Annotated in this window: 21 protein-coding genes; 12 read left to right on the top strand and 9 right to left on the bottom strand. The window is 36.1% G+C overall.

From position 1 onward, the window contains the following. Positions 1–59: 59 nt before the first annotated feature. The 3 genes from BMW64_RS15485 to pdhA form a co-directional block, all read right to left on the bottom strand. Entirely contained in the window at positions 60–1,049 is a 990-nt protein-coding gene (locus BMW64_RS15485; RefSeq protein ID WP_090000862.1) for a bile acid:sodium symporter, read from the bottom strand. A 133-nt stretch (positions 1,050–1,182) separates the two neighbouring features. Further along, positions 1,183–2,793, bottom strand: a complete 1,611-nt coding sequence (locus BMW64_RS15480; RefSeq protein ID WP_090000861.1) for a pyruvate dehydrogenase complex dihydrolipoamide acetyltransferase — start codon at positions 2,791–2,793, stop codon at positions 1,183–1,185. A gap of 93 nt (positions 2,794–2,886) precedes the next feature. Beyond that, entirely contained in the window at positions 2,887–3,888 is a 1,002-nt protein-coding gene (gene pdhA / locus BMW64_RS15475) for a pyruvate dehydrogenase (acetyl-transferring) E1 component subunit alpha (protein ID WP_090000860.1), read from the bottom strand. Between the two features lie 124 nt (positions 3,889–4,012). Between pdhA and BMW64_RS15470 the strand changes: the two genes are divergently transcribed. Both BMW64_RS15470 and BMW64_RS15465 read left to right on the top strand, forming a co-directional pair. After that, positions 4,013–4,615 carry a phosphatase PAP2 family protein gene (locus tag BMW64_RS15470; RefSeq protein WP_090000859.1) on the top strand — a complete coding sequence of 201 codons (603 nt, stop codon included), beginning with the start codon at positions 4,013–4,015 and terminating at the stop codon, positions 4,613–4,615. A 9-nt stretch (positions 4,616–4,624) separates the two neighbouring features. Beyond that, complete coding sequence (locus BMW64_RS15465) at positions 4,625–5,092, top strand: BlaI/MecI/CopY family transcriptional regulator (protein WP_090000858.1); 468 nt, start codon at positions 4,625–4,627, stop codon at positions 5,090–5,092. 76 nt (positions 5,093–5,168) lie between these two features. Here BMW64_RS15465 and BMW64_RS15460 read toward each other — a convergent pair whose 3' ends face one another. Next, a complete protein-coding gene (locus BMW64_RS15460) occupies positions 5,169–6,722 on the bottom strand; it encodes a T9SS-dependent choice-of-anchor J family protein (protein WP_177175305.1) in 1,554 nt (517 codons plus the stop codon). 162 nt (positions 6,723–6,884) lie between these two features. Further along, complete coding sequence (locus BMW64_RS15455) at positions 6,885–7,289, bottom strand: RNA recognition motif domain-containing protein (RefSeq protein ID WP_090000856.1); 405 nt, start codon at positions 7,287–7,289, stop codon at positions 6,885–6,887. A gap of 399 nt (positions 7,290–7,688) precedes the next feature. Here BMW64_RS15455 and BMW64_RS15450 point away from each other — a divergent pair, with 399 nt between their 5' ends. From BMW64_RS15450 to pdeM, 9 genes are all read left to right on the top strand, one after another. Next, positions 7,689–8,090, top strand: a complete 402-nt coding sequence (locus BMW64_RS15450; protein WP_090000855.1) for an acyl-CoA thioesterase — start codon at positions 7,689–7,691, stop codon at positions 8,088–8,090. Continuing rightward, positions 8,087–8,647, top strand: coding sequence for a helix-turn-helix domain-containing protein (locus tag BMW64_RS15445; protein ID WP_090000854.1), 561 nt, complete (start codon positions 8,087–8,089; stop codon positions 8,645–8,647). Before BMW64_RS15450 ends, BMW64_RS15445 begins: the two co-directional genes overlap by 4 nt. A gap of 184 nt (positions 8,648–8,831) precedes the next feature. Further along, positions 8,832–11,663: a heavy metal translocating P-type ATPase gene (locus BMW64_RS15440; protein WP_090000853.1), complete on the top strand. Its 2,832-nt coding sequence runs from the start codon at positions 8,832–8,834 to the stop codon at positions 11,661–11,663. A 36-nt stretch (positions 11,664–11,699) separates the two neighbouring features. Then, positions 11,700–12,428 carry a DUF72 domain-containing protein gene (locus tag BMW64_RS15435; RefSeq protein ID WP_090000852.1) on the top strand — a complete coding sequence of 243 codons (729 nt, stop codon included), beginning with the start codon at positions 11,700–11,702 and terminating at the stop codon, positions 12,426–12,428. 116 nt (positions 12,429–12,544) lie between these two features. Continuing rightward, positions 12,545–13,417 (top strand): polysaccharide deacetylase family protein, encoded by an 873-nt coding sequence (locus BMW64_RS15430; RefSeq protein ID WP_090000851.1) that lies wholly within the window; start codon positions 12,545–12,547, stop codon positions 13,415–13,417. A 113-nt stretch (positions 13,418–13,530) separates the two neighbouring features. Further along, positions 13,531–14,190, top strand: a complete 660-nt coding sequence (locus BMW64_RS15425) for a YggS family pyridoxal phosphate-dependent enzyme (RefSeq protein ID WP_090000850.1) — start codon at positions 13,531–13,533, stop codon at positions 14,188–14,190. 55 nt (positions 14,191–14,245) lie between these two features. Beyond that, positions 14,246–15,430: a sigma-54-dependent transcriptional regulator gene (locus tag BMW64_RS15420; RefSeq protein ID WP_090000849.1), complete on the top strand. Its 1,185-nt coding sequence runs from the start codon at positions 14,246–14,248 to the stop codon at positions 15,428–15,430. A 75-nt stretch (positions 15,431–15,505) separates the two neighbouring features. Continuing rightward, entirely contained in the window at positions 15,506–16,891 is a 1,386-nt protein-coding gene (locus BMW64_RS15415; RefSeq protein WP_090000848.1) for an MATE family efflux transporter, read from the top strand. A 21-nt stretch (positions 16,892–16,912) separates the two neighbouring features. After that, on the top strand, positions 16,913–17,557 hold the full coding sequence (pdeM, locus tag BMW64_RS15410) for a ligase-associated DNA damage response endonuclease PdeM (protein WP_090000847.1): 645 nt from the start codon (positions 16,913–16,915) through the stop codon (positions 17,555–17,557). A 20-nt stretch (positions 17,558–17,577) separates the two neighbouring features. Here pdeM and BMW64_RS15405 read toward each other — a convergent pair whose 3' ends face one another. The 3 genes from BMW64_RS15405 to BMW64_RS15395 are packed head-to-tail and all read right to left on the bottom strand — an operon-like array spanning position 17,578 to position 20,098. Further along, entirely contained in the window at positions 17,578–18,156 is a 579-nt protein-coding gene (locus tag BMW64_RS15405) for a 5'-methylthioadenosine/S-adenosylhomocysteine nucleosidase family protein (RefSeq protein ID WP_090000846.1), read from the bottom strand. 38 nt (positions 18,157–18,194) lie between these two features. After that, positions 18,195–18,893 (bottom strand): DsbA family oxidoreductase, encoded by a 699-nt coding sequence (locus tag BMW64_RS15400; RefSeq protein ID WP_090000845.1) that lies wholly within the window; start codon positions 18,891–18,893, stop codon positions 18,195–18,197. Positions 18,894–18,916: 23 nt separating this feature from the next. Further along, positions 18,917–20,098, bottom strand: a complete 1,182-nt coding sequence (locus BMW64_RS15395) for an MFS transporter (protein ID WP_090000844.1) — start codon at positions 20,096–20,098, stop codon at positions 18,917–18,919. A 144-nt stretch (positions 20,099–20,242) separates the two neighbouring features. Here BMW64_RS15395 and BMW64_RS15390 point away from each other — a divergent pair, with 144 nt between their 5' ends. After that, complete coding sequence (locus BMW64_RS15390) at positions 20,243–20,974, top strand: MBL fold metallo-hydrolase (protein WP_090000843.1); 732 nt, start codon at positions 20,243–20,245, stop codon at positions 20,972–20,974. A gap of 15 nt (positions 20,975–20,989) precedes the next feature. Here BMW64_RS15390 and BMW64_RS15385 read toward each other — a convergent pair whose 3' ends face one another. Continuing rightward, entirely contained in the window at positions 20,990–21,331 is a 342-nt protein-coding gene (locus BMW64_RS15385; RefSeq protein WP_090000842.1) for a helix-turn-helix transcriptional regulator, read from the bottom strand. Between the last annotated feature and the right edge of the window lie 471 nt (positions 21,332–21,802).

Below are 21,802 nucleotides of genomic sequence, written 5' to 3'. Positions count from 1 at the left end.
AAATAGTGATTTGATTTTAAATCTGAAAAGCAATAGACAGAGAATTTTATTATGTTTATTTAAGCTAACTGAGACTTTTTCTCAATTCTGTTAGCCAGCCAGCTCACATAAAACAACTGGAAGCTGTGATACATCATAACAGGCAACAGAAACAGGACTTTCTGATCTTCAGCGATGCCAAGAACCATAACAAAAAGACTTCCGTGAACAAGTGATTTTTTTGACCCGCAGAATGTCGCAGTAATCACATCTTCCCTTTTAAAATGTAATTTTTTAGAAATAAACTTTAAAATTTCGTATACTGAGAAAAAAAGTACTATAATACTCAATGCAATAATGATAAAAACGACCGGCGAAACCGACGCAAAAACATGCTGGCTGAAAGCTTCTGAAAAACTTTCATAAACGATAAGAAGAATAATCATTTTGTCGAACTCCGCAATGATTTTGCTGTATTTTGTAACTAAATTTTTTAAGATAGGATTTAAAAGAAGGCCTAAAATAATCGGAAGCAAAACTTTCAATAATAATTGTAAAACAATCTCTGAATTATTAATATTTCCCTGATCCGGATTTACAAAGAAGCTCATTAATAAAGGCGTCATTACAATTCCGATAATTCCTGAAATAGACGCATTGAAAATAGCGGAAGTTACATTTCCTTTCGCAATAGAAACCATCACAACGGAGGATGAAACCGTAGAAGGAAGGCACGCCAGAAAAAATATGGAGAGCCAGGTAACGTAATAGGAAGTATCTTTTACAAATCCGTAAAAAAGAAAAACCAACATTGGGAAAAGTATGAATGTTCCGGATTGTACCAACAGATGAAGTTTCCAATTGGATATATCTTTTATGATTTCTTTGATATTCAGCTTTAATCCGTACAGTAAAAAAATAGCGGCAATTCCCCAATCGATAAAACCTGACAAATTAAAATACCGATTATAATCATCTCTGAAAGGAATTATCTTTCCTGCAACGACCATTAATATCAGTAATAAAAGAAAAATATTTTGCTTATCTAATTTTATGGCTTTCAACTTCATTTGCTAAATATAGCAATCATCATTCTAAAAACCGAAAATCATGATTAAGATTAGCTTAAATTCTCATTTTAAAAACAAAAAAGTTTACCGGGAATCCGATAAACTTTTTTATATGATTAAACTTACGTAAAAATTACAGTAACAAAGTTAAAGGATTTTCAAGATAAGTTTTTAAAGTCTGTAAGAACTGAGCTCCTGTAGCACCGTCTACCACTCTGTGGTCACAAGCTAATGAAAGCTTCATAATATTTCCAACTACAATCTGACCGTTTTTAACAACAGGTTTTTCGATAATTGCTCCTACCGAAAGGATTGCAGAGTTTGGCTGGTTGATAATACTTGTAAATGTTTCGATTCCGAACATTCCTAAGTTTGAAATGGAGAAAGTGGAACCTTCCATTTCATTTGCCTTAAGACCTTTGTTTTTCGCTCTTGCAGCCATATCTTTTACCCCAGCAGAAATTTGGGTGTAGTTCATCTGGTCTGTATTTTTCAGAACCGGAACTACCAATCCGTCAGGGATCGCCACCGCTACACCGATATTGATATTTCCTCTGTGAATGATCTTATCACCTGCCCAGCTTGAATTAACCTGAGGATGTTTTCTTAAAGCAACGGCTGTTGCTTTGATGATCATATCGTTGAAAGAAATTTTTGTATCCGGTAAAGAGTTGATCTCTTTTCTCGCCTCGATCGCCTTATCCATATTGATTTCTACCATCAGATAATAATGAGGCGCTGAGAATTTACTTTCAGAAAGACGTTTTGCAATAACATTTCTTACCTGAGAATTTGGAGTTTCCGTATCTTCTCCTTGTACGAAATTTAATGCTACTTGAGCAGCAGGACTTGCAGCCGGAGCTGAAGCAGCTGATTTAGCAGCAGAAGGCTGATAATTTTCAATATCCTTTTTAACAATTCTTCCGTTTTCTCCTGAACCCTGAATGCTGTTAATATCGACACCTTTATCCTGAGCCATTTTCTTAGCTAACGGTGAAATGGCAACTCTGTCTGTAGATGCAGAACTTGCAGCCGGAGCAGCTTTTTCTTCTGATTTTGCTTCAGCTTTTTGTTCAGCCGGCTTCTCTGACGAAGCAGCAGCTTTCGGAGCACCAACTCCTGAAACATCTGTTCCTTCAGGTCCGATGATCGCTAAAACTGAATCAACAGGAGCAGTGCCACCTTCTTCAACACCTTGCTTTAACAATACTCCGTTGAATTCGGATTCGAAATCCTGAACTGCCTTATCGGTTTCGATTTCTGCAAGAAGGTCTCCTTCTTTTACAGTATCACCCACATTCTTGTGCCATTTAGCCACTTTCCCTTCCGTCATTGTATCGGAAAGTCTCGGCATTGTAATCACTTCTACCCCTGCAGTAACTTCAGCATCAGTTTGTTCTATACTGGTTGCATTATTTTCTGTTTTATGGTCTTCCTCAGATTTCTTTTCTTCAGATTCATTAGATTTCGGAGCTTCGCCACCGGTTAATCCGGAAATATCTTCACCTTCATTACCGATAATGGCCAAAACAGAATCTACAGCTGCTGCACCACCTTCTTCCACACCAACGTATAAAAGGGTTCCTTCTACTTCAGATTCAAAATCCTGAACAGCCTTGTCGGTTTCAATTTCAGCTAATATATCTCCTTCTTTTACTTTATCTCCTACTTTTTTATGCCATTTAGCCACCTTACCTTCCGTCATTGTATCGGAAAGACGTGGCATTGTAATTACTTCTGCCATAATTTATTTATTTGATTCGAAATCTGAGATTCGAGATTTGAGAGTCGCTGAACTTCAAATTTCAAATTTCAAATTTCAAATAATGATATTTTTTTAGTTTTCTAATTTGTCTAAGAATGGATAATCTTCCTGAGCATACACATACTCGTAGATTTTTTCAGCATCCGGATACGGTGAGTTTTCCATGAAGTCTATACATTCTTCAACGAAATCTCTTGATTTGTTATCCGTAGCTTCCAATTCTTCTTCAGTAGCCCAATTGTTAGCCAGAATTCTTTGTTTAATTAATTCGATCGGATCATCATTTTTGTGCACAGCAACTTCTTCTTTAGATCTGTAAGGTTCAGCATCAGACATTGAGTGACCTCTGTAACGGTAGGTTCTTGCTTCAATGAAAGTCGGTCCGTCTCCTCTTCTTGCTCTTTCAATTGCTTCATAAGCAGCCTCAGCTACTTTTTCAGGATCCATTGCATCTACGGCAAGACAAGGCATTTCATATCCTAATCCTAACTTGTAAATATCTTCGTGGTTAGCAGTTCTTTTTACAGAAGTTCCCATTGCATACTGGTTGTTTTCCACAACGAAAACTACCGGAAGTTTCCAGTTCATCGCCATGTTAAACGTTTCATGTAGTGAACCTTGTCTGGCAGCACCATCTCCGAAGAAACAGATATTTACTGCTTTTCTGTCAAAATATTTGTCTGCAAAAGCAATTCCGGCACCCAAAGGAATTTGTCCCCCTACGATACCATGTCCTCCGTAAAATCTGTGTTCTTTGCTGAAAATGTGCATAGATCCACCCATACCTCCTGACGTACCTGTAGCCTTACCACAAAGTTCTGCCATAATTCTTTTAGGATCTACCCCCATCGCCATCGGATGGATGTGGCATCTGTAAGCAGTGATCATACTGTCTTTGGTTAAATCCATTGCATGTGTAAATCCTGCAGGAATAGCTTCCTGACCGTTATACAAATGTAAAAACCCTCTGATTTTTTGCTTTAGATAAAGAGAACGGCATTTGTCTTCAAACCTTCTCCACATTGTCATATCTTCATACCACTTCAGGTATACCTCTTTAGAAAATTCTTTCATGTGTTGAGCTCTTGCTTATTTATTATGAAATAGTTGAGCAAAATTATAAAAAAACTTTGTTTTTATTGTATACCTGGCCATTGTTTTTTTGGTTATAATTATATTTACATGGTCAAATTTAGTTATGGAAGAAAAACAGCCTTCATTTATTCATAAAATTTCAAGAATTATATCTGATTTTTTCAATCCTTTGATTTCTTTAGTGATCTTTTTTATTTATATGAGTATAAAAAATTACTCGCTTCATAATTCCCTACTGTACTTTGTTCCTATATTGTTAATGATCATTTTGCCCATTATTATCTGGATTGCATGGAAAGTAAAGACCGGCAGATATACTAATATGGATGTTTCCAACCGTAGACAAAGAAAGAGCTTGTATTTTTTTATTGCCGCATGTGTAATCTCCTATCTTCTTTTCAATTATTTTGAGAACGGCTACATTGATTTTGTTATGCTTTTCATCCTGATTTTACTTTTTGCCATGCAGATCAGTAATTATTTTATTAAAAGTTCCATGCATACAGCATTTAATATATTTGTTGCGGCATTATTTTTTGCCATGGATACAGGCATGGGTCTTTTATGGTTGGGAATTGCAATTCTTGTAGGTATTACAAGGATTATTTTAAAAAGACATACCCCGAAGGAAGTCCTGATGGGAGCCGGGATTGCTTTTGTGGTATCTTTTCTCTATCTTTATTGCAATATTCAGTTTCAACATTAAGAAGTTCAAATGAAAATAAATCATCTTACATCTGCGGAAGAAAACTTAATGAGGTTATTATGGAAACTCGGATCTTTTTACCTGAAAGACATAATGGAACAGCATCCGGATCCTAAGCCTCACCAAAATACAGTTTCCACTTATCTGAAAATATTGGTTGAAAAGGGATATTTATCCACAGAAAAGGAAGGAAGAATATTCCGGTATCATACGGTTGTTCCTTTTGAAGAATACAGAAAATTTTTATTGTCCGAACTTTGTGATCATTTTTTTAATGGTTCAGGCAAAGAAATTTTAAATTTTATGATTCATGAAAATCTGGTTTCTGCTGAAGACCTGAAAGATTTCAATATTGAAATAACTCCTATACAAAAGAAAGAGCCGGATTTTAAATATGCAAATGAAATTCTTAATCCTAAAAAGGACAAAAAGAAAAGCAAGGATAAGAAAAAGAAGAAAAAGAAAGAAAAGGAATAAAAAAACCTTTCAATATAAATATACAAAAGGCTGCCTCGATGTGAAGCAGCCTTATAATTTGATCTGAATCAAATAATTAGTCTTTAACGATTTTAAATGACTGATCTTTACCTTCAGATTTTACTCTCAACAGATACACTCCTTTGCTAAGATCAGAGACATTTACCTGTCTGGCATCTTTGTCAATTGTTTTGATAAGTTGTCCTGTCAGTGAGAAAATTTCAATGCTGTTAAGTTTCTTCTCAGAATTGATGTTCAGAACATCTTTTACAGGATTTGGATATACTTTTACATCTGCATTATTTCTGGTTACATCATTTACCGCCAGAGAAGATGCATCTACAACAGAAACATTATCTACATCGATACCTCTTGCCCAGTTTGAAGTTCCCTCAAAAGCAATGGTATAATTTGCAGACTTGTTCGGAAGCGGTATACTTACATCAAGCCACGCTGCATTTTCAGTTGTATATGAACTTCCTATTTGCGTCCAGGCATCGGAAGGATTTGCTTTATAGTAAATTCTCAGTTCATCTACATCGCCAAACCAGTTTACATTCGCAAGACTGAATCTTAATTGAGGCGTGGCAAGTGCGGAAATATTTAAAACAGGCATTAATAACTTCGCTTTATTTCCCGCGGTTGTCGTTCTAAATTCTGCCATTCTCGGAGCTGACTTAGGCGTTATGGAGCTGTTTCCATTTGCGGTAACATAGGCCCAGGTAGAAGTACCGCCTCCCGTAACAGCTTCATTGGACCAGCATGAAGGAATTGTTGCTGTATCAAAATTTTGAGTATAAGGGAATGATGAAACCGGAGTACAGGTTGTTGTAAAAGATTTTACAGCAGTCCACGAACTGAAACCATTGGTTCCGCAATTGGACCGCACATAAAACTGATATTCTGTAGCAGCTGTAAGATTAGGAATAGTAGCAGACGTAGTTGATGAAGTAATAACAGTACCGGTTCCCTGAGTAAATCCTGTAGGACCATATTCGATCTGATAAGTTGCTCCTGCAGTAGGAGAAGCAGTCCAGCTTACATTTGCAGAATTTGACAATACTGAATTTACCGTAACTCCTGAAGGAGCATCACATGCCGGAATAGCACCTACCGAAATATCATCTAAATCAAAATAGAACATATCTGTAGTGGAAGAGTAAAAACCAATATAAATCGTTTGTCCTACATATGAAGTAAGATTATAAGTATACCTGTAAAAATTGGCTCCGCTCGCAGGTGCTACCGAAGCAGCCAAAGTAGTTGTAAAAGCCGCAGCTGTAGGAGTCGTGGTAGAAATCTTCACACTGATGGTTTCCGGATATTGAGGATCACGGCTTCTGGCATAAAAGGAAAGAAAGTCGCTTACGCCGGCAGTAACCGTAATAGCAGGAGTTACCAGATAATCATCGTGAGCTGAAGAGCCATAACCTATTGAGGCCGTATTTGAACCACTGTAAGCGGTAATGTTTCCTCCGGTATAATCTACAATAGACCAGGTATTGGTATCTCCGCCGTTTAAAACTGTCCAACCCGCCGGAATTGTTGTTCCAGCATCAAAATTCTGGGTGAATTGCGCATTGGCGATAAATGGCATTGCGAATAATGCCAAAAGTAATTTTTTTCTCATAATCATTAATTTAGTTAGGTTAACTTACAAATATTCTGTCAGTTAACCAAATAAAATCATAAAAATTTGAAAAAAAACACATTATCCTTACATTTTAAAAATATAATTACACTATGATAATTACAAAAGAAAAGCGGCTCTTTTCAGAGCCGCTCGTATTTTTTACCAACGTTTTCCGCCACCGTTACCGCCACGATCTCCACCGCCGTAACCGCCGCCGCTTCTGTTGTTACCTCCGTAACCTCCACCGCTTCTGTTGCTACCTCCGTAACCACCGCCGCCTCTGTTTCCGCCTGCGTTGTTACCGAAAGTTCTTCTTGGCTTTTCCTCTCTTGGTTTAGCCTCTGAAACATTAAGTGTTTTTCCGTTGAATTCTTTCTGATTAAGAGCCTCAACAGCCTGCTGACCTTCAGCGTCTTCCATTTCGATGAAACCGAAACCTCTTGAACGGCCAGTTTCTTTGTCTGTAATGATTTTTACTGAAGAAACTTCTCCAAATTCTGAAAATAGATCTTGCAACTCATAGTCTTTAGTTGCGTAATTGATGTTTGAAACAAAAATGTTCATCTGAGTAAAAAAATTAAAAATGTTAAAAATGATTTGGTTTATAAAAGAAAAACAACATAAAGAATGAACAAATATTGATTCCAGATATAAGACAGGTGCAAGATACGATTAATAATTTCATATCAAAACGTTTTTCAAAAAAAATTTAATAAAATTTTCAATCAAAATATAAGTTCGTTAAAAAGTATTAATTCATCATGAAATATTTATGAATATTTATTAAAAGAAGAAATATCATTAAAGTTGTTGATATTAACTAAAATTATTGATATAATTCTACTTTTCTATCTCTTACAGAAATTTTATTGAGAAAATAAATAATACTGTTTCAGATATCAAATATAAATCGGTTGATCGTAAAGCTTATAAACACTAAATTTGCAGCGGAAATATATCATTATGAACTATCATACAAGAAAATGGGTAAAACCCGAAGACCTCAATCCCAACCAATCATTATTTGGAGGAAGATTGCTGCAGTGGATTGATGAGGAGGCCGCTCTATACGCCGTTATTCAGCTTGAAAATAAAAAAGTAGTTACAAAATTTATCTCCGAAATTAACTTTGTAAGTTCAGCCAAACAGGGAGATATCATTGAAATAGGTATTGAAGTTTCCTCATTCGGATCCACTTCTCTGACTTTAAGATGTGATGTAAGAAATAAAATGACTCACCAGACGATCATTACTGTTGACAAAATTGTAATGGTAAATCTCGATGAGCAGGGAAATCCTGCACCGCACGGAAAAACGAAAGTTGAGTTTGTAAAAGACCGGCTGAACAGACAGAATCAGCAATGAAAATTTTCATAAAAAATATGGTGTGCGGAAGATGCATCACTGCAGTTTCCCATATTTTTGACAAGACCGATATTAAAGTAAAGAATATCAGTCTTGGCGAAGTAGAAACAGCATCCGAAGTTTCAGATGAAAAAATTCAGGTTCTGGAAAAACTTCTGGAACAAACAGGTTTTGAAAGAATTAAAGACTCTTCACGTCAACTTATTGAAAAAATTAAAAACCTCATCATATCAAAGATCAGCGAACTGGATATTGATGAAAATTTTCTTCTGTCGGAATTTTTAAGCAATGAGCTTCACAAAGATTACAGTACACTTTCCAAAACTTTTTCTCAAAATGAAAATCTTACGCTCGAACAGTTTTTTATCCTTCAAAAAATTGAAAAGGTAAAAGAGCTGTTACTTTATAATGAATTTACTTTAACGGAAATTGCCGGAAAATTAGGTTATAAAAGCGTTCAGCATTTATCATCACAGTTTAGAAACAGTACAGGCTTTACGCCTACTAATTTTAAAAAACTTAAAGTTCACAACAGAAAACCACTGGATCAGATTTGAGTTTGAGTGTTTGAAAGTTTGAGCGTATTTGGTAATGGCAACGTTGATCTGATGTTAATTAAATTCGATAACACTAAAACCCTAACACTTTCTAATCTTCTAACCAAATTCTATAAACATTATCCTTAAATTTATAACAACCTTCCAATTACATTTTGGAAATTTGTATCATAAATAAAGGATCATGGAATATCAATATAAAATTCTCGGAATGACATGCTCTGGATGTCAGAAAAAAATTGTCGAAAAACTTAATAGCCTGGAAGGCATTAAAGCGGACATTAATCTTGAGGAAAGCTCTGCTACTATCATTTCCGATAAAGAAGTTGATATACCTATTTTAAATAAAGCACTTGAAGAAATAGGAAACTACAAACTGGAAGATCCGGCAAGTCCTGATAAAACATTCATTAAGCCACAAGACCGGGTTTCTCCATCTTCCGTATACTATTGTCCGATGGAATGCGAAGGCGAAAAAGTATACTTTCAACAGGGAAAAAGATGTCCGGTATGTAATATGTACCTCGTCCCCATTGAAGAAAAACAAGCAAAAGATCCTAATTATAAACCAGCGTACTCTTCTACCAACCTTCCTGAAAATTTTAAGGATAATATTGGGAAATATTATTGTCCAATGTTCTGTGAAGGAGACAAAATTTATCCTGACAAAGGCGACTGTCCGGTTTGCAATATGCATTTAGAAGAGATTACAGAAGATCTTGTAAAAAACGCGGAAGGTCATTCACATCATCATAATCATCAACATGAAGCCCCGAAAGCGACCGATGAAATGGCAGGAAAATATTACTGTCCGATGTTTTGTGAGGGAGATAAAGTGTATGATTCCAATGTAGGATGTCCGGTCTGCGGAATGGATCTCGTAAAATACCCTGAAAAAAAGACAGCAAAATATACTTGTCCGATGCATCCTGAAATCGTACGGGACGAGCCGGGAGCCTGTCCGATCTGCGGGATGGACCTTGTTAAAGTCCCGCAAAAAGATGATCAGGAAGAAGACGAAACGTATAACATTCTCAAAAGAAAATTCATTATTTCTCTGGTTTTCACGGTTCCGGTTTTTATTCTTTCCATGGGCGGGATGTTGATCGATTTTCCGTTTTCACATCAGATCCAGGGAATTATTGAATTGATACTAACGCTTCCTATACTGTTTTATTCAGGATGGTTTTTAATGAAAAGAGGCTGGGTTTCATTTAAAACATGGAATCTCAATATGTTCAGTCTCATCGCCCTTGGCGTTGCCGCTGCTTTTATTTTCAGCATTGTGGCATTGGTTTTCCCTGATATTATTCCTCATGAAATCCGCGGCCACAATCATGAAATTCCATTATATTTTGAAGCAGTCTGTGTCATTTTAACGCTAGTTATTTTAGGCCAGCTGATGGAAGCTGCAGCACATAAAAAAACAGGAAATGCCATCCGAGAACTCATGAATCTTTCTGCAGATGAAGCCAATCTTCTTGTAAATGGAGAAGAGAAAAAAGTACTTCTTTCGCAGGTAAAGATTGGTGATCTTTTAAAAGTAAAGCCCGGAGAAAAAATACCCGTTGATGGAAAAATCACTGATGGAAGTTCTTACATAGACGAAAGTATGATTACAGGTGAGCCTGTTGCTGTAGAAAAAAATGTGAATGACAAAGTATCTGCAGGTACTATTAACGGAAATCAGGTTTTCATCATGAAAGCTGAAAAAGTAGGCGACGAAACGCTTTTATCACAAATAATAAGAATGGTAAATGAAGCCAGCAGAAGCAAAGCCCCAATCCAGAAATTAACGGATAAAGTTTCGAAAATATTTGTCCCTGCCGTTATTCTGGTAGCTGTCCTTACCTTTATACTGTGGCAATTTTTCGGCCCGGAAGGACAGAAAAGTCTTTTTGCATTTGTTAATGCAGTAGCGGTATTAATCGTTGCGTGTCCGTGCGCTTTAGGTCTTGCCACCCCGATGTCTTTAATGGTAGGAATCGGTAAAGGTGCAAAAAACGGGATTTTAATCAAAAATGCTGAAGCGCTTGAACAGATGAATAAAGTAAATGTTTTAATTACCGACAAAACAGGAACTTTAACCGAAGGAAAGCCATCCGCCGAACATATTGAAGTAGATAGCGGTGACAGAAACTTAATTTTAAAATTAGCTTATTCTTTAAATCAGAATTCTGAGCATCCGTTGTCTAATGCGGTTATTAAAAAAGCAAAAGCAGAAAATATTAAACCTGAAAAAGCAGAAAATTTTGAAAATATCTCAGGTAAAGGGGTGAAAGGAAACATCAATGGAAAAATGATCTATGTAGGAAATGAAAGCCTTTTAAATACATATCAAATTTCAGTTCCTCAGAATCTTAAGCAAAAAGCCGCAGAGATGCAGTCGAAAGCTCATACGGTATCGTATGTTGCAGAAAATGAAAAGGTATTGGGCTTCATAAGTTTTACAGATAAAATTAAAGAAAATGCTAAAAAATCGATCCAGCAGTTAATAAGCGAAGGTATTGATGTAATGATGATGACAGGAGATAATGAACATACCGCAAAAGCCGTTGCAGAAGAACTTGGAATAAAACATTTTATAGCTAATTGTCAGCCCGAAGATAAATTAAATGAAGTCAAAAAGCTACAGCAAGAGGGAAAAATAGTAGCTATGACGGGTGACGGAATTAATGACTCTCCTGCCCTGGCACAGGCCAATATCGGGATCGCGATGGGTACAGGAACCGATGTAGCCATTGAAAGTGCTGAAATTACCTTGCTGAAGGGTGATATCTCAGGAGTGGCAAAATCAAGGCTGCTCAGTGAAAAACTACTTAAAAACATCAAAGAAAATCTATTCTTTGCCTTTATTTATAATGTCTTGGGAGTTCCTGTTGCGGCAGGATTATTGTATCCGTTCTTTGGAATATTACTGTCACCGATGATTGCAGCAGCGGCAATGAGCGTAAGTTCATTATCTGTGATTTTAAATTCATTGCGATTAAATTCGGTTGATTTAAATAGTAAATAATTTTTCTAATCTATAGAGAAACTTTAAACCAAGAATATGAAAAAAGAAAAGCTATACATTGGATGTTCAGGTTTTTACAATAACGACTGGAAAGGATCACTGTATCCGGAAGATGCCAAAAGTAAAGATTTTCTTGCCCTATATTCTCAGGAATTCAATTGTGTAGAGATCAATTCAACGTTTTACAGAAAGCCGACTGCAAAGACTCTAATAAAATGGACAGAAGAAACTCCTGAGGATTTCAGATTTGTTATTAAAATTCCAAAAGTCATTTCGCATGAAAAAAGAATGAAAGACTGCAAAGAGGAAATTACGCTTTTCTGCGACCATATTTATTCTCATTTGCAAAACAAACTTTCAGGATTTCTCTATCAGTTTCCCCCATCATTTAAAAATACGCCTGAAAATTTAAATATAATACTAAACAATATCGATTCAAGATTTTTAAATGTCATTGAATTCCGTCATGAATCCTGGTGGAATGAAGAAATTTTTAATATTCTTAAAGAAAAAAACATGGTCTTTTCTGGGGTCAGCTTTCCGGGAAATCTGCCGGAAGATGTTGTAACAAACCACCCTGATATTTTGTACTACAGACTTCATGGCAAACCGGTTTTATATAAATCTGAATACAGCGAAGATTTCCTGAAAGATTTAGCTCAAAAAATTAAAAAAGCGCAACATAAGACTTTTATATTTTTTAATAATACATGGGGAACTTCAGCCATAAAAAACTCACTTTTTCTTAAAGATATTCTCAAATAATGCGTACTTATTAAAATAAAATTAAAACTTAAATTTTCACATAATCAGGCATAATTTTTGTTAAGAATTATTTGGAATTTTTAACATTTTTTAACAAGTAAACTCCATTTAATTTTATGACAAAAAACTTTGCGGAAAAGTCTGTAAAAAAGTCTTTTCTAGGGATGGTTGCATTGATGAGTGCAACTTCGATTTTATGTAACAGCTGTAATCAGAAAAATGATAAGAAAGAATCAGAAAAAATGATTCGGAAAGACCATCCCGTCGCAAAAATTGTCCCCAAAATTGATGATGATGAAAATATTTTAGATCCAGATAAGAGAGTTATATATTTAACTTTTGACGATGGCCCCAACCATGGAACTGAAAATCTCCTTAAAATATTACATAAAAGAAATGTCTGCGCAACGGCTTTCCTTGTCGGAAAACACGCCTACGGAAGTAAAAAACAGCAGGAAGATCTTCAGCTTCTCAGAAATGATAAATTGGTAGAGCTCGCTAATCACAGTTTTACACATGCTCACAACAAATACACCGATTTTTATAAAGATCCGATAGCGGTAATCCATGATTTTGATACCGCTAAAGACAGCTTGAAACTTTATGACAAAATTGCCAGAACGCCAGGAAGAAATATCTGGAGACTGAACAACATTACCATTACCGACCTGAAAAGTTCTACGGAAGCTGCAAACAGTCTGAAGAAAGCGGGCTATAAAGTAATCGGCTGGGATCTGGAATGGAAACCAACCAACAAAATGGCTTTAAAAGGAGATCATGAAGCTATGCTGAAAAAAGTGGACAGTATTTTCTTTAATGACCTTGAAAAGACTTCCAGACATCTCGTATTTCTTACGCATGATCAATATTTAACAGATGCAGATTCCGTTAATGAACTGGATCTTTTTATTGAGAAGCTCCAAAAAAGCAATCGGTTTGTTTTTAGAAAAATTTCGGAATATCCGGGAATTAATGAAATTCTGAACTGAGATATTTCTTTAAACTTTATTTGATTTTTTACTTACCACACTACTTTTTGCAGTTAAATTTAAATTGTCGAGATCTGATTACATTTTAATTTAAAATTCAGAAATTTGCATTTATGAGTATTCAGGAAAATTACAACGCTATAAAAAGCCAACTTCCTCAACATGTAGAATTGGTAGCAGTTTCAAAAACACACCCGGTTTCTGCTATTCAGGAAGTCTATGATCTTGGCCAAAGGGTCTTCGGAGAAAATAAAGTACAGGAGCTTACGGAAAAATACCCGCTTTTGCCAAAAGACATACAGTGGCACCTGATCGGCCATTTGCAAACGAATAAAGTAAAATATATTGCTGAATTTATTGATACCATTCAAAGTGTTGATTCAGAAAAGCTGCTCAGGGAAATCAATAAAGAAGCAGGGAAACATCAACGCAAAATCAAAGTTCTGCTTCAGGTGAAAATAGCGGAAGAAGAATCCAAATTCGGACTGGAGGCCGAAGAAGCGAAAAGTTTATATCAGAAATACCTCAACGGTGAATTTCCAAACATCTTCGTCACAGGCTTGATGGGTATGGCAACATTTACCGAAGATAAAAATCAGATAAAGAAAGAATTTTTAAATCTTAAAGGACTTTTTGATGAATTAAATCAGCTTCAGCCTTTAGAAACTTTATCAATGGGAATGAGTGATGACTTTCCGACTGCCATTGAATGCGGAGCTACCTCAGTGCGCGTAGGATCGGCTATTTTTGGCAGAAGAGATTACTCAAAATAGATGATTAGGTATAGTTTTTGCTAATAATTCAATCAAAAAATCTAAATTTGCAACTATGCAAAAAATCCTTATTGTAGAAGACGAAAAAGCAATCTCAGGAGTACTCCAAAGTATTCTTTCCGATGAACTTACTGACTATGAATTTGTAATCGCCGAAGATGGCCTTGAAGGTTATAAACAGGTAGAAAAAGAAGATTTCGCACTTGTGATTTCCGATATTAAAATGCCTAAACTTTCAGGAACAGAACTTTTGAAACAGAGTTTATCCCTAAAGCCGGAATCCACTTTCATTATGATCTCAGGACATGCAGATATCGACTCTGCTGTTTCCTGTCTTAAAGATGGTGCGTACGATTTCATTTCCAAGCCTATCGATATCAACAGATTGATTACCAGCGTAAAAAATGCTTTAGCTAAAGAAAGCCTGAAGAAAGAGAATAAAAATCTTCAGACCGAAAATAAAACGTTAAAGAAAAAGGTAAGCAAGAAATATCAGATGATCGGTGAATCAGCAGGTTTGAAAAAAATTCAGGATATGATCGAGAAAGTGGCCGCATCTGATGCTAGGGTATTGATCACAGGACCGAACGGAGCCGGAAAAGAACTTGTAGCCCACGCTATACACAATCAGAGCGAACGTGCGAGAGGACCAATGGTAGAAGTAAACTGTGCCGCGATTCCTTCTGAATTGATTGAATCTGAATTATTTGGTCACGTAAAGGGTTCTTTTACAGGAGCTATCAAAGATAAACAAGGTAAATTTGAACAGGCCAACGGCGGAACTATTTTCCTTGATGAGATCGGTGATATGAGCCTTATTGCACAGGCAAAAGTTCTAAGAGCATTACAGGAAAGTAAAGTATCTCCTGTAGGAAGTGACAAGGAAATAAAGGTAGATGTAAGAGTTCTTGCAGCTACCAACAAAAATATGCAGAAGGAAATTGAAGCAGGAAGATTCAGAGAGGATCTTTACCACAGACTTTCTGTGATTGAAATCTATGTACCACCTTTGGATGAAAGAAAAGAAGATATCAAATTATTGGTAGAACACTTCGCAGGAATCATCTCCGATGAGCACGGTACAGCTCCGAAAAAATTTGACGATAAAGCTATCGAAGCTTTAAAATCACTTTCCTGGACAGGAAATATCCGAGAGCTGAGAAACGTAGTAGAAAGGCTGATCATTTTAGGAGGAAACACCGTTTCTGCTGATGACGTTGCAAGTTTTGTAAGGAAATAAGTAAATATTACTTTCAATAAATTATGAAAATTGCAGTATCTCAGGTTACTGCAATTTTTTTTGAATAAAACTATTATGAAATTTTTAGATAAAAATTATACTAAAGAATGCCTTACGCTGGCACTTCCTGTCATGCTTACGCAGGTGGGTCAGGTTTCGGTAAATCTTTTTGACAATATTATCGTGGGACAATTATTAGGAGCAGATGCGCTTGCTTCCGTTTCATTGGGAAATGCCGTATTCTTCTCAATGTTTGTGCTGGCCCTGGGATTTTCTTTTGCGATTCCGCCGCTTGTTTCTGAAGCGCATTCACAGCAGGATCATAAGACGATTAATTCAGTTTTCAGTCATGGATTTGTGATCAATATAACCGTCGGAATTGTTTTAATGGCAGTCTTACTTTTAGGAATGCCACTACTCTATCATTCCGGACAGCCTGATAAAATAATCCCTGATACGGTTGATTTTCTAACGATTATGGCGATCAGCATTATTCCCTTCATGGCATTTCAAACACTAAGGGAAGTTTCTGAAGGCTTGTCGTACACGATTGGTGTCACAAAAGCAACAATTATTGCCAATGTAATCAATATAGTTCTAAACTATGTCTTTATTAAAGGTCTTTTCGGAATTCCGCCGATGGGGGTAAAAGGTTCAGCCCTGGCTAGTCTTATCGCCAGAATTTTTATGGTTGTTTTTCTATATTTTGTGCTTTTAAAACAAAATAAGACCAGACATTACATTAAAGATTTTTCTTTAAAGCTTGAAGTTTTTTCAAAAAAAATGTTTGATAAAATGGTACGCCTGGGCTTACCTACAGCACTACAGATGTTTTTTGAAGTCACCGCTTTTGCCGCTGCAGCTTTTATCTGCGGACTAATCTCTGCTCATGATATTGCTTCTCACCAGATTGCTTTGAGTATGGCTTCATTCACCTTTAATTTATGCATCGGTTTTAGTGTAGCCTCTACAGTAATGATCGGCAGAAAACTAGGCGAACAAAACTTTACGGAACTAAGAAAAGTAGGAATAAACAATTTAAAGATTGCTTTTATCTTTATGGCAATTTGTGGAGTAATGTTTGTTTTAGGAAGAAATATCTTACCAACATTTTTCACCAAAAAGGAAGAAGTTGAAGTAATTGCACTTGCTGCAAAATTAATGATTATTGCCGCTCTTTTTCAGCTTTCGGATGGGATTCAGGTAACGGCTTTGGGTACACTGAGAGGCATGCAGGATGTAAAAATCCCTTCAATTTATACATTTATCGCTTACTGGATTATTACAATTCCTCTGGGATATTTTCTTTGTGTGATCTTAAAAATGGGCGCCTTCGGAATGTGGATTGCACTTGGACTTGGGCTGACCATTTCTGCCCTGTTTCTTGTTAAAAGGTTTTTTAATTTATCGGAGAAAAGAATTAGAAAAAGTATAGAGACCGATTTGAAAAGCACTATTTAAAATCAATATTTCAGCGAAAAAATGAATGTACAGACAAAAAATATAGAAGTCCGACAGCAACATTTTACCCTCACCAATCAAAGGGCATTATTCTGGGAAGAACAGAAAGCCCTGATTCTTTCAGATTTACACATCGGAAAAACGGCACATTTCCGGAAGAACGGGATTGCTTTGGCCAATCAGATTATGAAAAATGATCTTGAAAGGCTTTCTATCCTTATAGAATTTTTCAACCCTGAAAAATTTATTGTTGTCGGTGATCTTCTCCACGCGGGAGACAATTCGGATGTAGACGAGTTCTGTACCTGGAGAAATCAATATAACGATCTGCAGTTTCATCTCATCGAAGGAAATCATGATAGAATTTCAAAAAAGCTGGAATCTAAATTATGTTTGAATTTTAAATCCGAATTGCTTGAAATTGATGATTTTATGCTCATCCACGATTTTGAAAAAAAACACCCGAAATTTCAGATTACTGGCCATATTCATCCAGGATTTGTGATCAATTCATCGGTAAGAAAAATAAAGCTGCCTTGTTTTGTCGTAACAGAAAATCAGATTCTCTTGCCGGCTTTCAGTGAGTTTACCGGCCTGGATACGAAAAATCTTCCCAAAAAGGGAAGATTCTATGTATTTACTGATGCGGAAATTTATGAGATTTAACTTTTATTTTAAGAGTTTCTTCAAAACAAAATCCTATTAAAAGCCTCGGAAGCCATATGAACCTGCACTGTCCAGTCATCGGCGGCCTCACTTCCTGCATCATCCGAGATGTATTTCAGACAAAGGAAAGGGATATTTTCTTTCATAGCGATCAGCGCAAGAGGATAGGCTTCCATATCAACGATATTGTAATCTTTTTCAGAATGATTCATTTCAAAACTATCGCCGCTACCGCAAACTCCTTCAGGAAGATCATCTTTTTTAAGTCCATACTCTAGCAACGGCGGAATACCTGATAACGGAGTTTCATACAAGCTAAACCCAAGGCCTCTAACATCCATATCCCGCTGAATAAATTTTGTGCAGCAAACCACCTCACCTTTATGAAAACTTTTGCTGCCGGCAGATCCGAGATTGATGATCAATTTTGGTCTATTGCGATGAATTTCTTTGGTGAGCTCCATAGCGGCATTTACTTTTCCGATGCCTGTGATGAGTTTATTTTTATCGTTAAAAACTTTTCCCGCTTCGGAATCCAATGCAAAAACAAAAAGGGTTTCATCTAAAGGAAATTGGTGATCATCGTTTACTTTAATCATAGAAAATAAATTTTAAATTAACAGAAGCAGATTATCATTTAAATGCTACAGCCATCCGCATCACATGAATTTTCATTACCTGAAAGGCTTTTCAGAGGAGATACCGTTTCATCGTAGGTCTGTTGAAGAGCACCTGTGAAAAACTCAACAGGCTGCGCCCCGGAAACAGAGTACTTTCCGTTTAAAATAAAGAAAGGCACTCCGGAAATTCCATGATTCTTTGCTTCCGAAAAATCTTTTTGTACATCATCATTAAATTCTTCTGATGTTAAAGCCTGCTGAGCTCCATTCTTATCAATTCCCAAAGATTCGGCAAGAGCAATAAGCGTATCAATATTCCCAACATTCTTTCCGTCGATGAAATGAGCGATGAAAAGTGCTTCTTCCATTTTATCGGCTATATTATATTTCTTGGCTAAATGCAATAATTTGTGGGCAGAGAACGTATTGGTTATTATAGCATTTTCAAAGTTGAACTCAATTCCGGAGTTTTTCCCCATCTGCGATACCTGGCCGATCATTTGCCTGGCCTGTGTTTCCGGAACTCCCTTCTTCTCTTTAAAATATTCAAAAGTAGTTTTTGTTTCATCAGGATGTAAAGTCGGATCAAGCTGAAAACTTTTCCACTCTACTTCCACTTCATCTTTAAAAGGTAGCTTTTCAAGTGCTTTTTCAAAATTATTTTTCCCGATATAGCAAAACGGACACATCACATCCGACCATATTTCTATCTTCATATTATTATTTTTTCAATTGATTTTTAATTATTTAGCTTTCTGTTAAAGATTAGGTGAGCCGTCAAAGCCAAAATTCCCATAGACACACCTACAAGGCAAACACCACCCCACTGAGCATACTGCCAGGCAATTGAAGCCAGCCATGTTCCCAAAGATCCGCCAATAAAATAAGATACCATATATACGGTATTGAGCCTGTTCACAGCATTTGACCGGATGAGAAAATAATTGGTCTGGTTCATAATATGACTCGACTGTACGCCCAGATCTATTAAGATTACGCCCACAATGAGCCCCCAATATGTTTCACCAGCAAAATAAGTAAAAGCCCAGCTTATAAGAACTATGATCAGTGCATAAAAAATGATTCTGTTGAGATCCATAACTTTTTGAAGCTTTCCTACTTTTGCAGCCGCCAGAGCGCCTACAGCACCGGCCAAACCAAAACTTCCTACTACAGACGAACCGGCATTGAAAGGTGGCTTTTCCATGTGAAAAACAAGTGTCGTAAATAAGGCACACAGTGACCCGAAAGCCATGGCTCCGCGAAATGAGGCTAATCGCAAAACAGGTTGAGTTCTCGCAAGGTGAAACACCGATTTCATCAGCTCAGAATAGGTTCCTCGGAAGTTTGGATGAAGCTCAGGAAGCTTAAAATATACTACCAGCCAGACCAGGATCATCATCCCGGAAGCTATTCCGAACATTGCTCTCCAGCCCAACATTTCACCAACGATACCACCGATAAAACGGGACAATAGTATTCCGAGAAGCAAACCAGACATCACCAGCCCAATATTTGATGACTTTTCTTGGTCCGAAGAAAGCTCTGCAGCCATCGGAACAAACAGCTGTGGAATTACCGAAGTGGCACCAATAAGCAAGCTGGCGATATAAAGCATCCAAAGCTCTCTGGCAAATGTCATCCAAAGTAAAGCAGCAAATACCAGAAAAAGATCGATAAGAATTAATTTTTTCCGGAAAAATTTATCTCCCAAAGGCACAACCAACAAAAGTCCTGCGGCATATCCAAGCTGTGTAAGGACTGAAATTTTACTAGCTGCAGCTTCGGTAACTTTCAGATCTTCAGAAATAAGCGACAGTAAGGGCTGATTATAATAAATATTTGCCACGACAAGTCCTGAAATGACAGTCATCAGCCATATCACTGTGCGTGAAATACTGCCCGGAGAATTCAATTGCATAGATTTTGTTTAAGAATTTGCGAATTTGCAATACAAAAATACTTATTTTGAAATAAAGAAAATGATGATTCCATCGGTTTTAACGATATTTTAAATTGACAAAAAACACGTTCACGAATCAGAATTTATCAGGAAATTTGTAGCATGAAAATCATACCACTAAAAGAAGGAAATTTTTCTACAAATAAAACTAAAGATTTTACCCTTTTAACGGAAGAAAATTCAGCAGTATTGGGAGGAATAAAAATGTCTGTAACCCCTTTTATAATCACTACAGGAAATGATATCATTCTCCTTGATGCGGGAATAGGCTGGAAAACTGAAACCGGAAAAACGGTAATTTCAGAACTTATGAAAAAAGAAAACATTAAGCCGGAACAGGTCACCAAAATACTACTTTCCCATCTTCATAAAGATCATACTGAAACGGCTATAACCCGTACAGAAAACGGATTTGAAGCAACGTTTGCCAATGCTGAAATTTATATTCAAAAGCGCGAACTTGATTTTGCTATGAATAACAGCGGTAATTATTCTTTTGATTTTGACACGCTGGAAAAGCTTATCAAACTTGATAATATTGTCTGGATGGAGGAAGACAGCGGTTACATTACTGACGAGATTTATTTTGAGGTAGCTGGTGGCCACACCCCTTATATGCAGGTTTTCTGGATAAAAGAAGATAACGAAATTGCATTTTACGGTGCTGATGATCTTCCACAGAAATCCTATTTAAAATATCACCTGGCTTATAAAAGTGATTTTGATGGAAGGAAAGCGATGGAATTGAGACTGAAATGGCAGAAAGAAGCCGTTGAAAATCATTGGAAAATTTTATTGTATCATGATCTTGATACATCTATTCTTCAGCTATAGAACGTAAAAAATGGTTTAAAATTCATTAAACCATTTATAAATATCAACTGTTGATGCTATATTCAGCTTTTTTCTCAACCTGTTTTTTCTGTTTTGAATCGCTTTAGGAGTAACGAATGTATACGTTGCAATTTCCTTTGTTGTTAAATTGAGCTTCAGATAAATACAAAAAATCAGTTCAGAATTTTTTAAATTCGGCTGAATGTCAGACAATTTTTTAAAAAAGTCCGGATCCACTAATCTGAATTTGCTCAACAGACGGGGAGAATTTTCTTTCGCTAATGCCAAAATCTCATCCTGCACAAAAATCTTTTGGTTTAATTCTTCTAAATTGAATTCAGTCTTTTCGTTTCTCATAATATTTTCTCATCTCTACTAATTCCTGCTGCTTGTTTAAGCTTCAGCACTAACACTCTTCGCATTTAACTTCAATAAGAGCTCAATCTCTGTTTTTTTGAAGTTTTTATTTTTATGCTTGATATTTTATCATTTTGAAAATTGGCCTGCTTTTAGTAGTAATTACGTTTTTCTTGCTTATTGTATTTATTATTAAAATATTCTCACAGAAACTGCGATTATAATTTTAGGTAAAGACAAAGAAAGAAAAAATGATTAAAATTTTCCTGAATTAAAATACCACATACATACCACGCCAATTTTTTTTAATGCTGCCGTTAATCCTTTACATCAGGTTGTTTACATAATATTTCAATAATCTGAGAACAAAACTATAGTTTTCTGAATTTGTTTTTTATGATTGTAATCAATCAGAACAAAAAATATGAGTTATATTTATTATGAAATACATAAAGCATTCAATAACAGAAT

Source organism: Chryseobacterium taichungense (assembly GCF_900109935.1).
GTDB lineage: Bacteria > Bacteroidota > Bacteroidia > Flavobacteriales > Weeksellaceae > Chryseobacterium > Chryseobacterium taichungense.
This window is presented reverse-complemented; position numbering and strand designations above follow the sequence as displayed.

Coding starts and splice junctions, on each gene's coding strand:
- BMW64_RS15395 (WP_090000844.1), bottom strand. CDS start 20,098: ATGCAATTGAATTCTCCGGGCAGTATTTCACGCACAGTGATATGGCTG.
- BMW64_RS15455 (WP_090000856.1), bottom strand. CDS start 7,289: ATGAACATTTTTGTTTCAAACATCAATTACGCAACTAAAGACTATGAG.
- BMW64_RS15385 (WP_090000842.1), bottom strand. CDS start 21,331: ATGAGAAACGAAAAGACTGAATTCAATTTAGAAGAATTAAACCAAAAG.
- BMW64_RS15405 (WP_090000846.1), bottom strand. CDS start 18,156: ATGATTAAAGTAAACGATGATCACCAATTTCCTTTAGATGAAACCCTT.
- BMW64_RS15430 (WP_090000851.1), top strand. CDS start 12,545: ATGACAAAAAACTTTGCGGAAAAGTCTGTAAAAAAGTCTTTTCTAGGG.
- BMW64_RS15440 (WP_090000853.1), top strand. CDS start 8,832: ATGGAATATCAATATAAAATTCTCGGAATGACATGCTCTGGATGTCAG.
- BMW64_RS15445 (WP_090000854.1), top strand. CDS start 8,087: ATGAAAATTTTCATAAAAAATATGGTGTGCGGAAGATGCATCACTGCA.
- BMW64_RS15420 (WP_090000849.1), top strand. CDS start 14,246: ATGCAAAAAATCCTTATTGTAGAAGACGAAAAAGCAATCTCAGGAGTA.
- BMW64_RS15390 (WP_090000843.1), top strand. CDS start 20,243: ATGAAAATCATACCACTAAAAGAAGGAAATTTTTCTACAAATAAAACT.
- BMW64_RS15400 (WP_090000845.1), bottom strand. CDS start 18,893: ATGAAGATAGAAATATGGTCGGATGTGATGTGTCCGTTTTGCTATATC.
- BMW64_RS15485 (WP_090000862.1), bottom strand. CDS start 1,049: ATGAAGTTGAAAGCCATAAAATTAGATAAGCAAAATATTTTTCTTTTA.
- BMW64_RS15460 (WP_177175305.1), bottom strand. CDS start 6,722: ATGAGAAAAAAATTACTTTTGGCATTATTCGCAATGCCATTTATCGCC.
- BMW64_RS15470 (WP_090000859.1), top strand. CDS start 4,013: ATGGAAGAAAAACAGCCTTCATTTATTCATAAAATTTCAAGAATTATA.
- BMW64_RS15450 (WP_090000855.1), top strand. CDS start 7,689: ATGAACTATCATACAAGAAAATGGGTAAAACCCGAAGACCTCAATCCC.
- pdeM (WP_090000847.1), top strand. CDS start 16,913: ATGAATGTACAGACAAAAAATATAGAAGTCCGACAGCAACATTTTACC.
- pdhA (WP_090000860.1), bottom strand. CDS start 3,888: ATGAAAGAATTTTCTAAAGAGGTATACCTGAAGTGGTATGAAGATATG.
- BMW64_RS15435 (WP_090000852.1), top strand. CDS start 11,700: ATGAAAAAAGAAAAGCTATACATTGGATGTTCAGGTTTTTACAATAAC.
- BMW64_RS15465 (WP_090000858.1), top strand. CDS start 4,625: ATGAAAATAAATCATCTTACATCTGCGGAAGAAAACTTAATGAGGTTA.
- BMW64_RS15415 (WP_090000848.1), top strand. CDS start 15,506: ATGAAATTTTTAGATAAAAATTATACTAAAGAATGCCTTACGCTGGCA.
- BMW64_RS15425 (WP_090000850.1), top strand. CDS start 13,531: ATGAGTATTCAGGAAAATTACAACGCTATAAAAAGCCAACTTCCTCAA.
- BMW64_RS15480 (WP_090000861.1), bottom strand. CDS start 2,793: ATGGCAGAAGTAATTACAATGCCACGTCTTTCCGATACAATGACGGAA.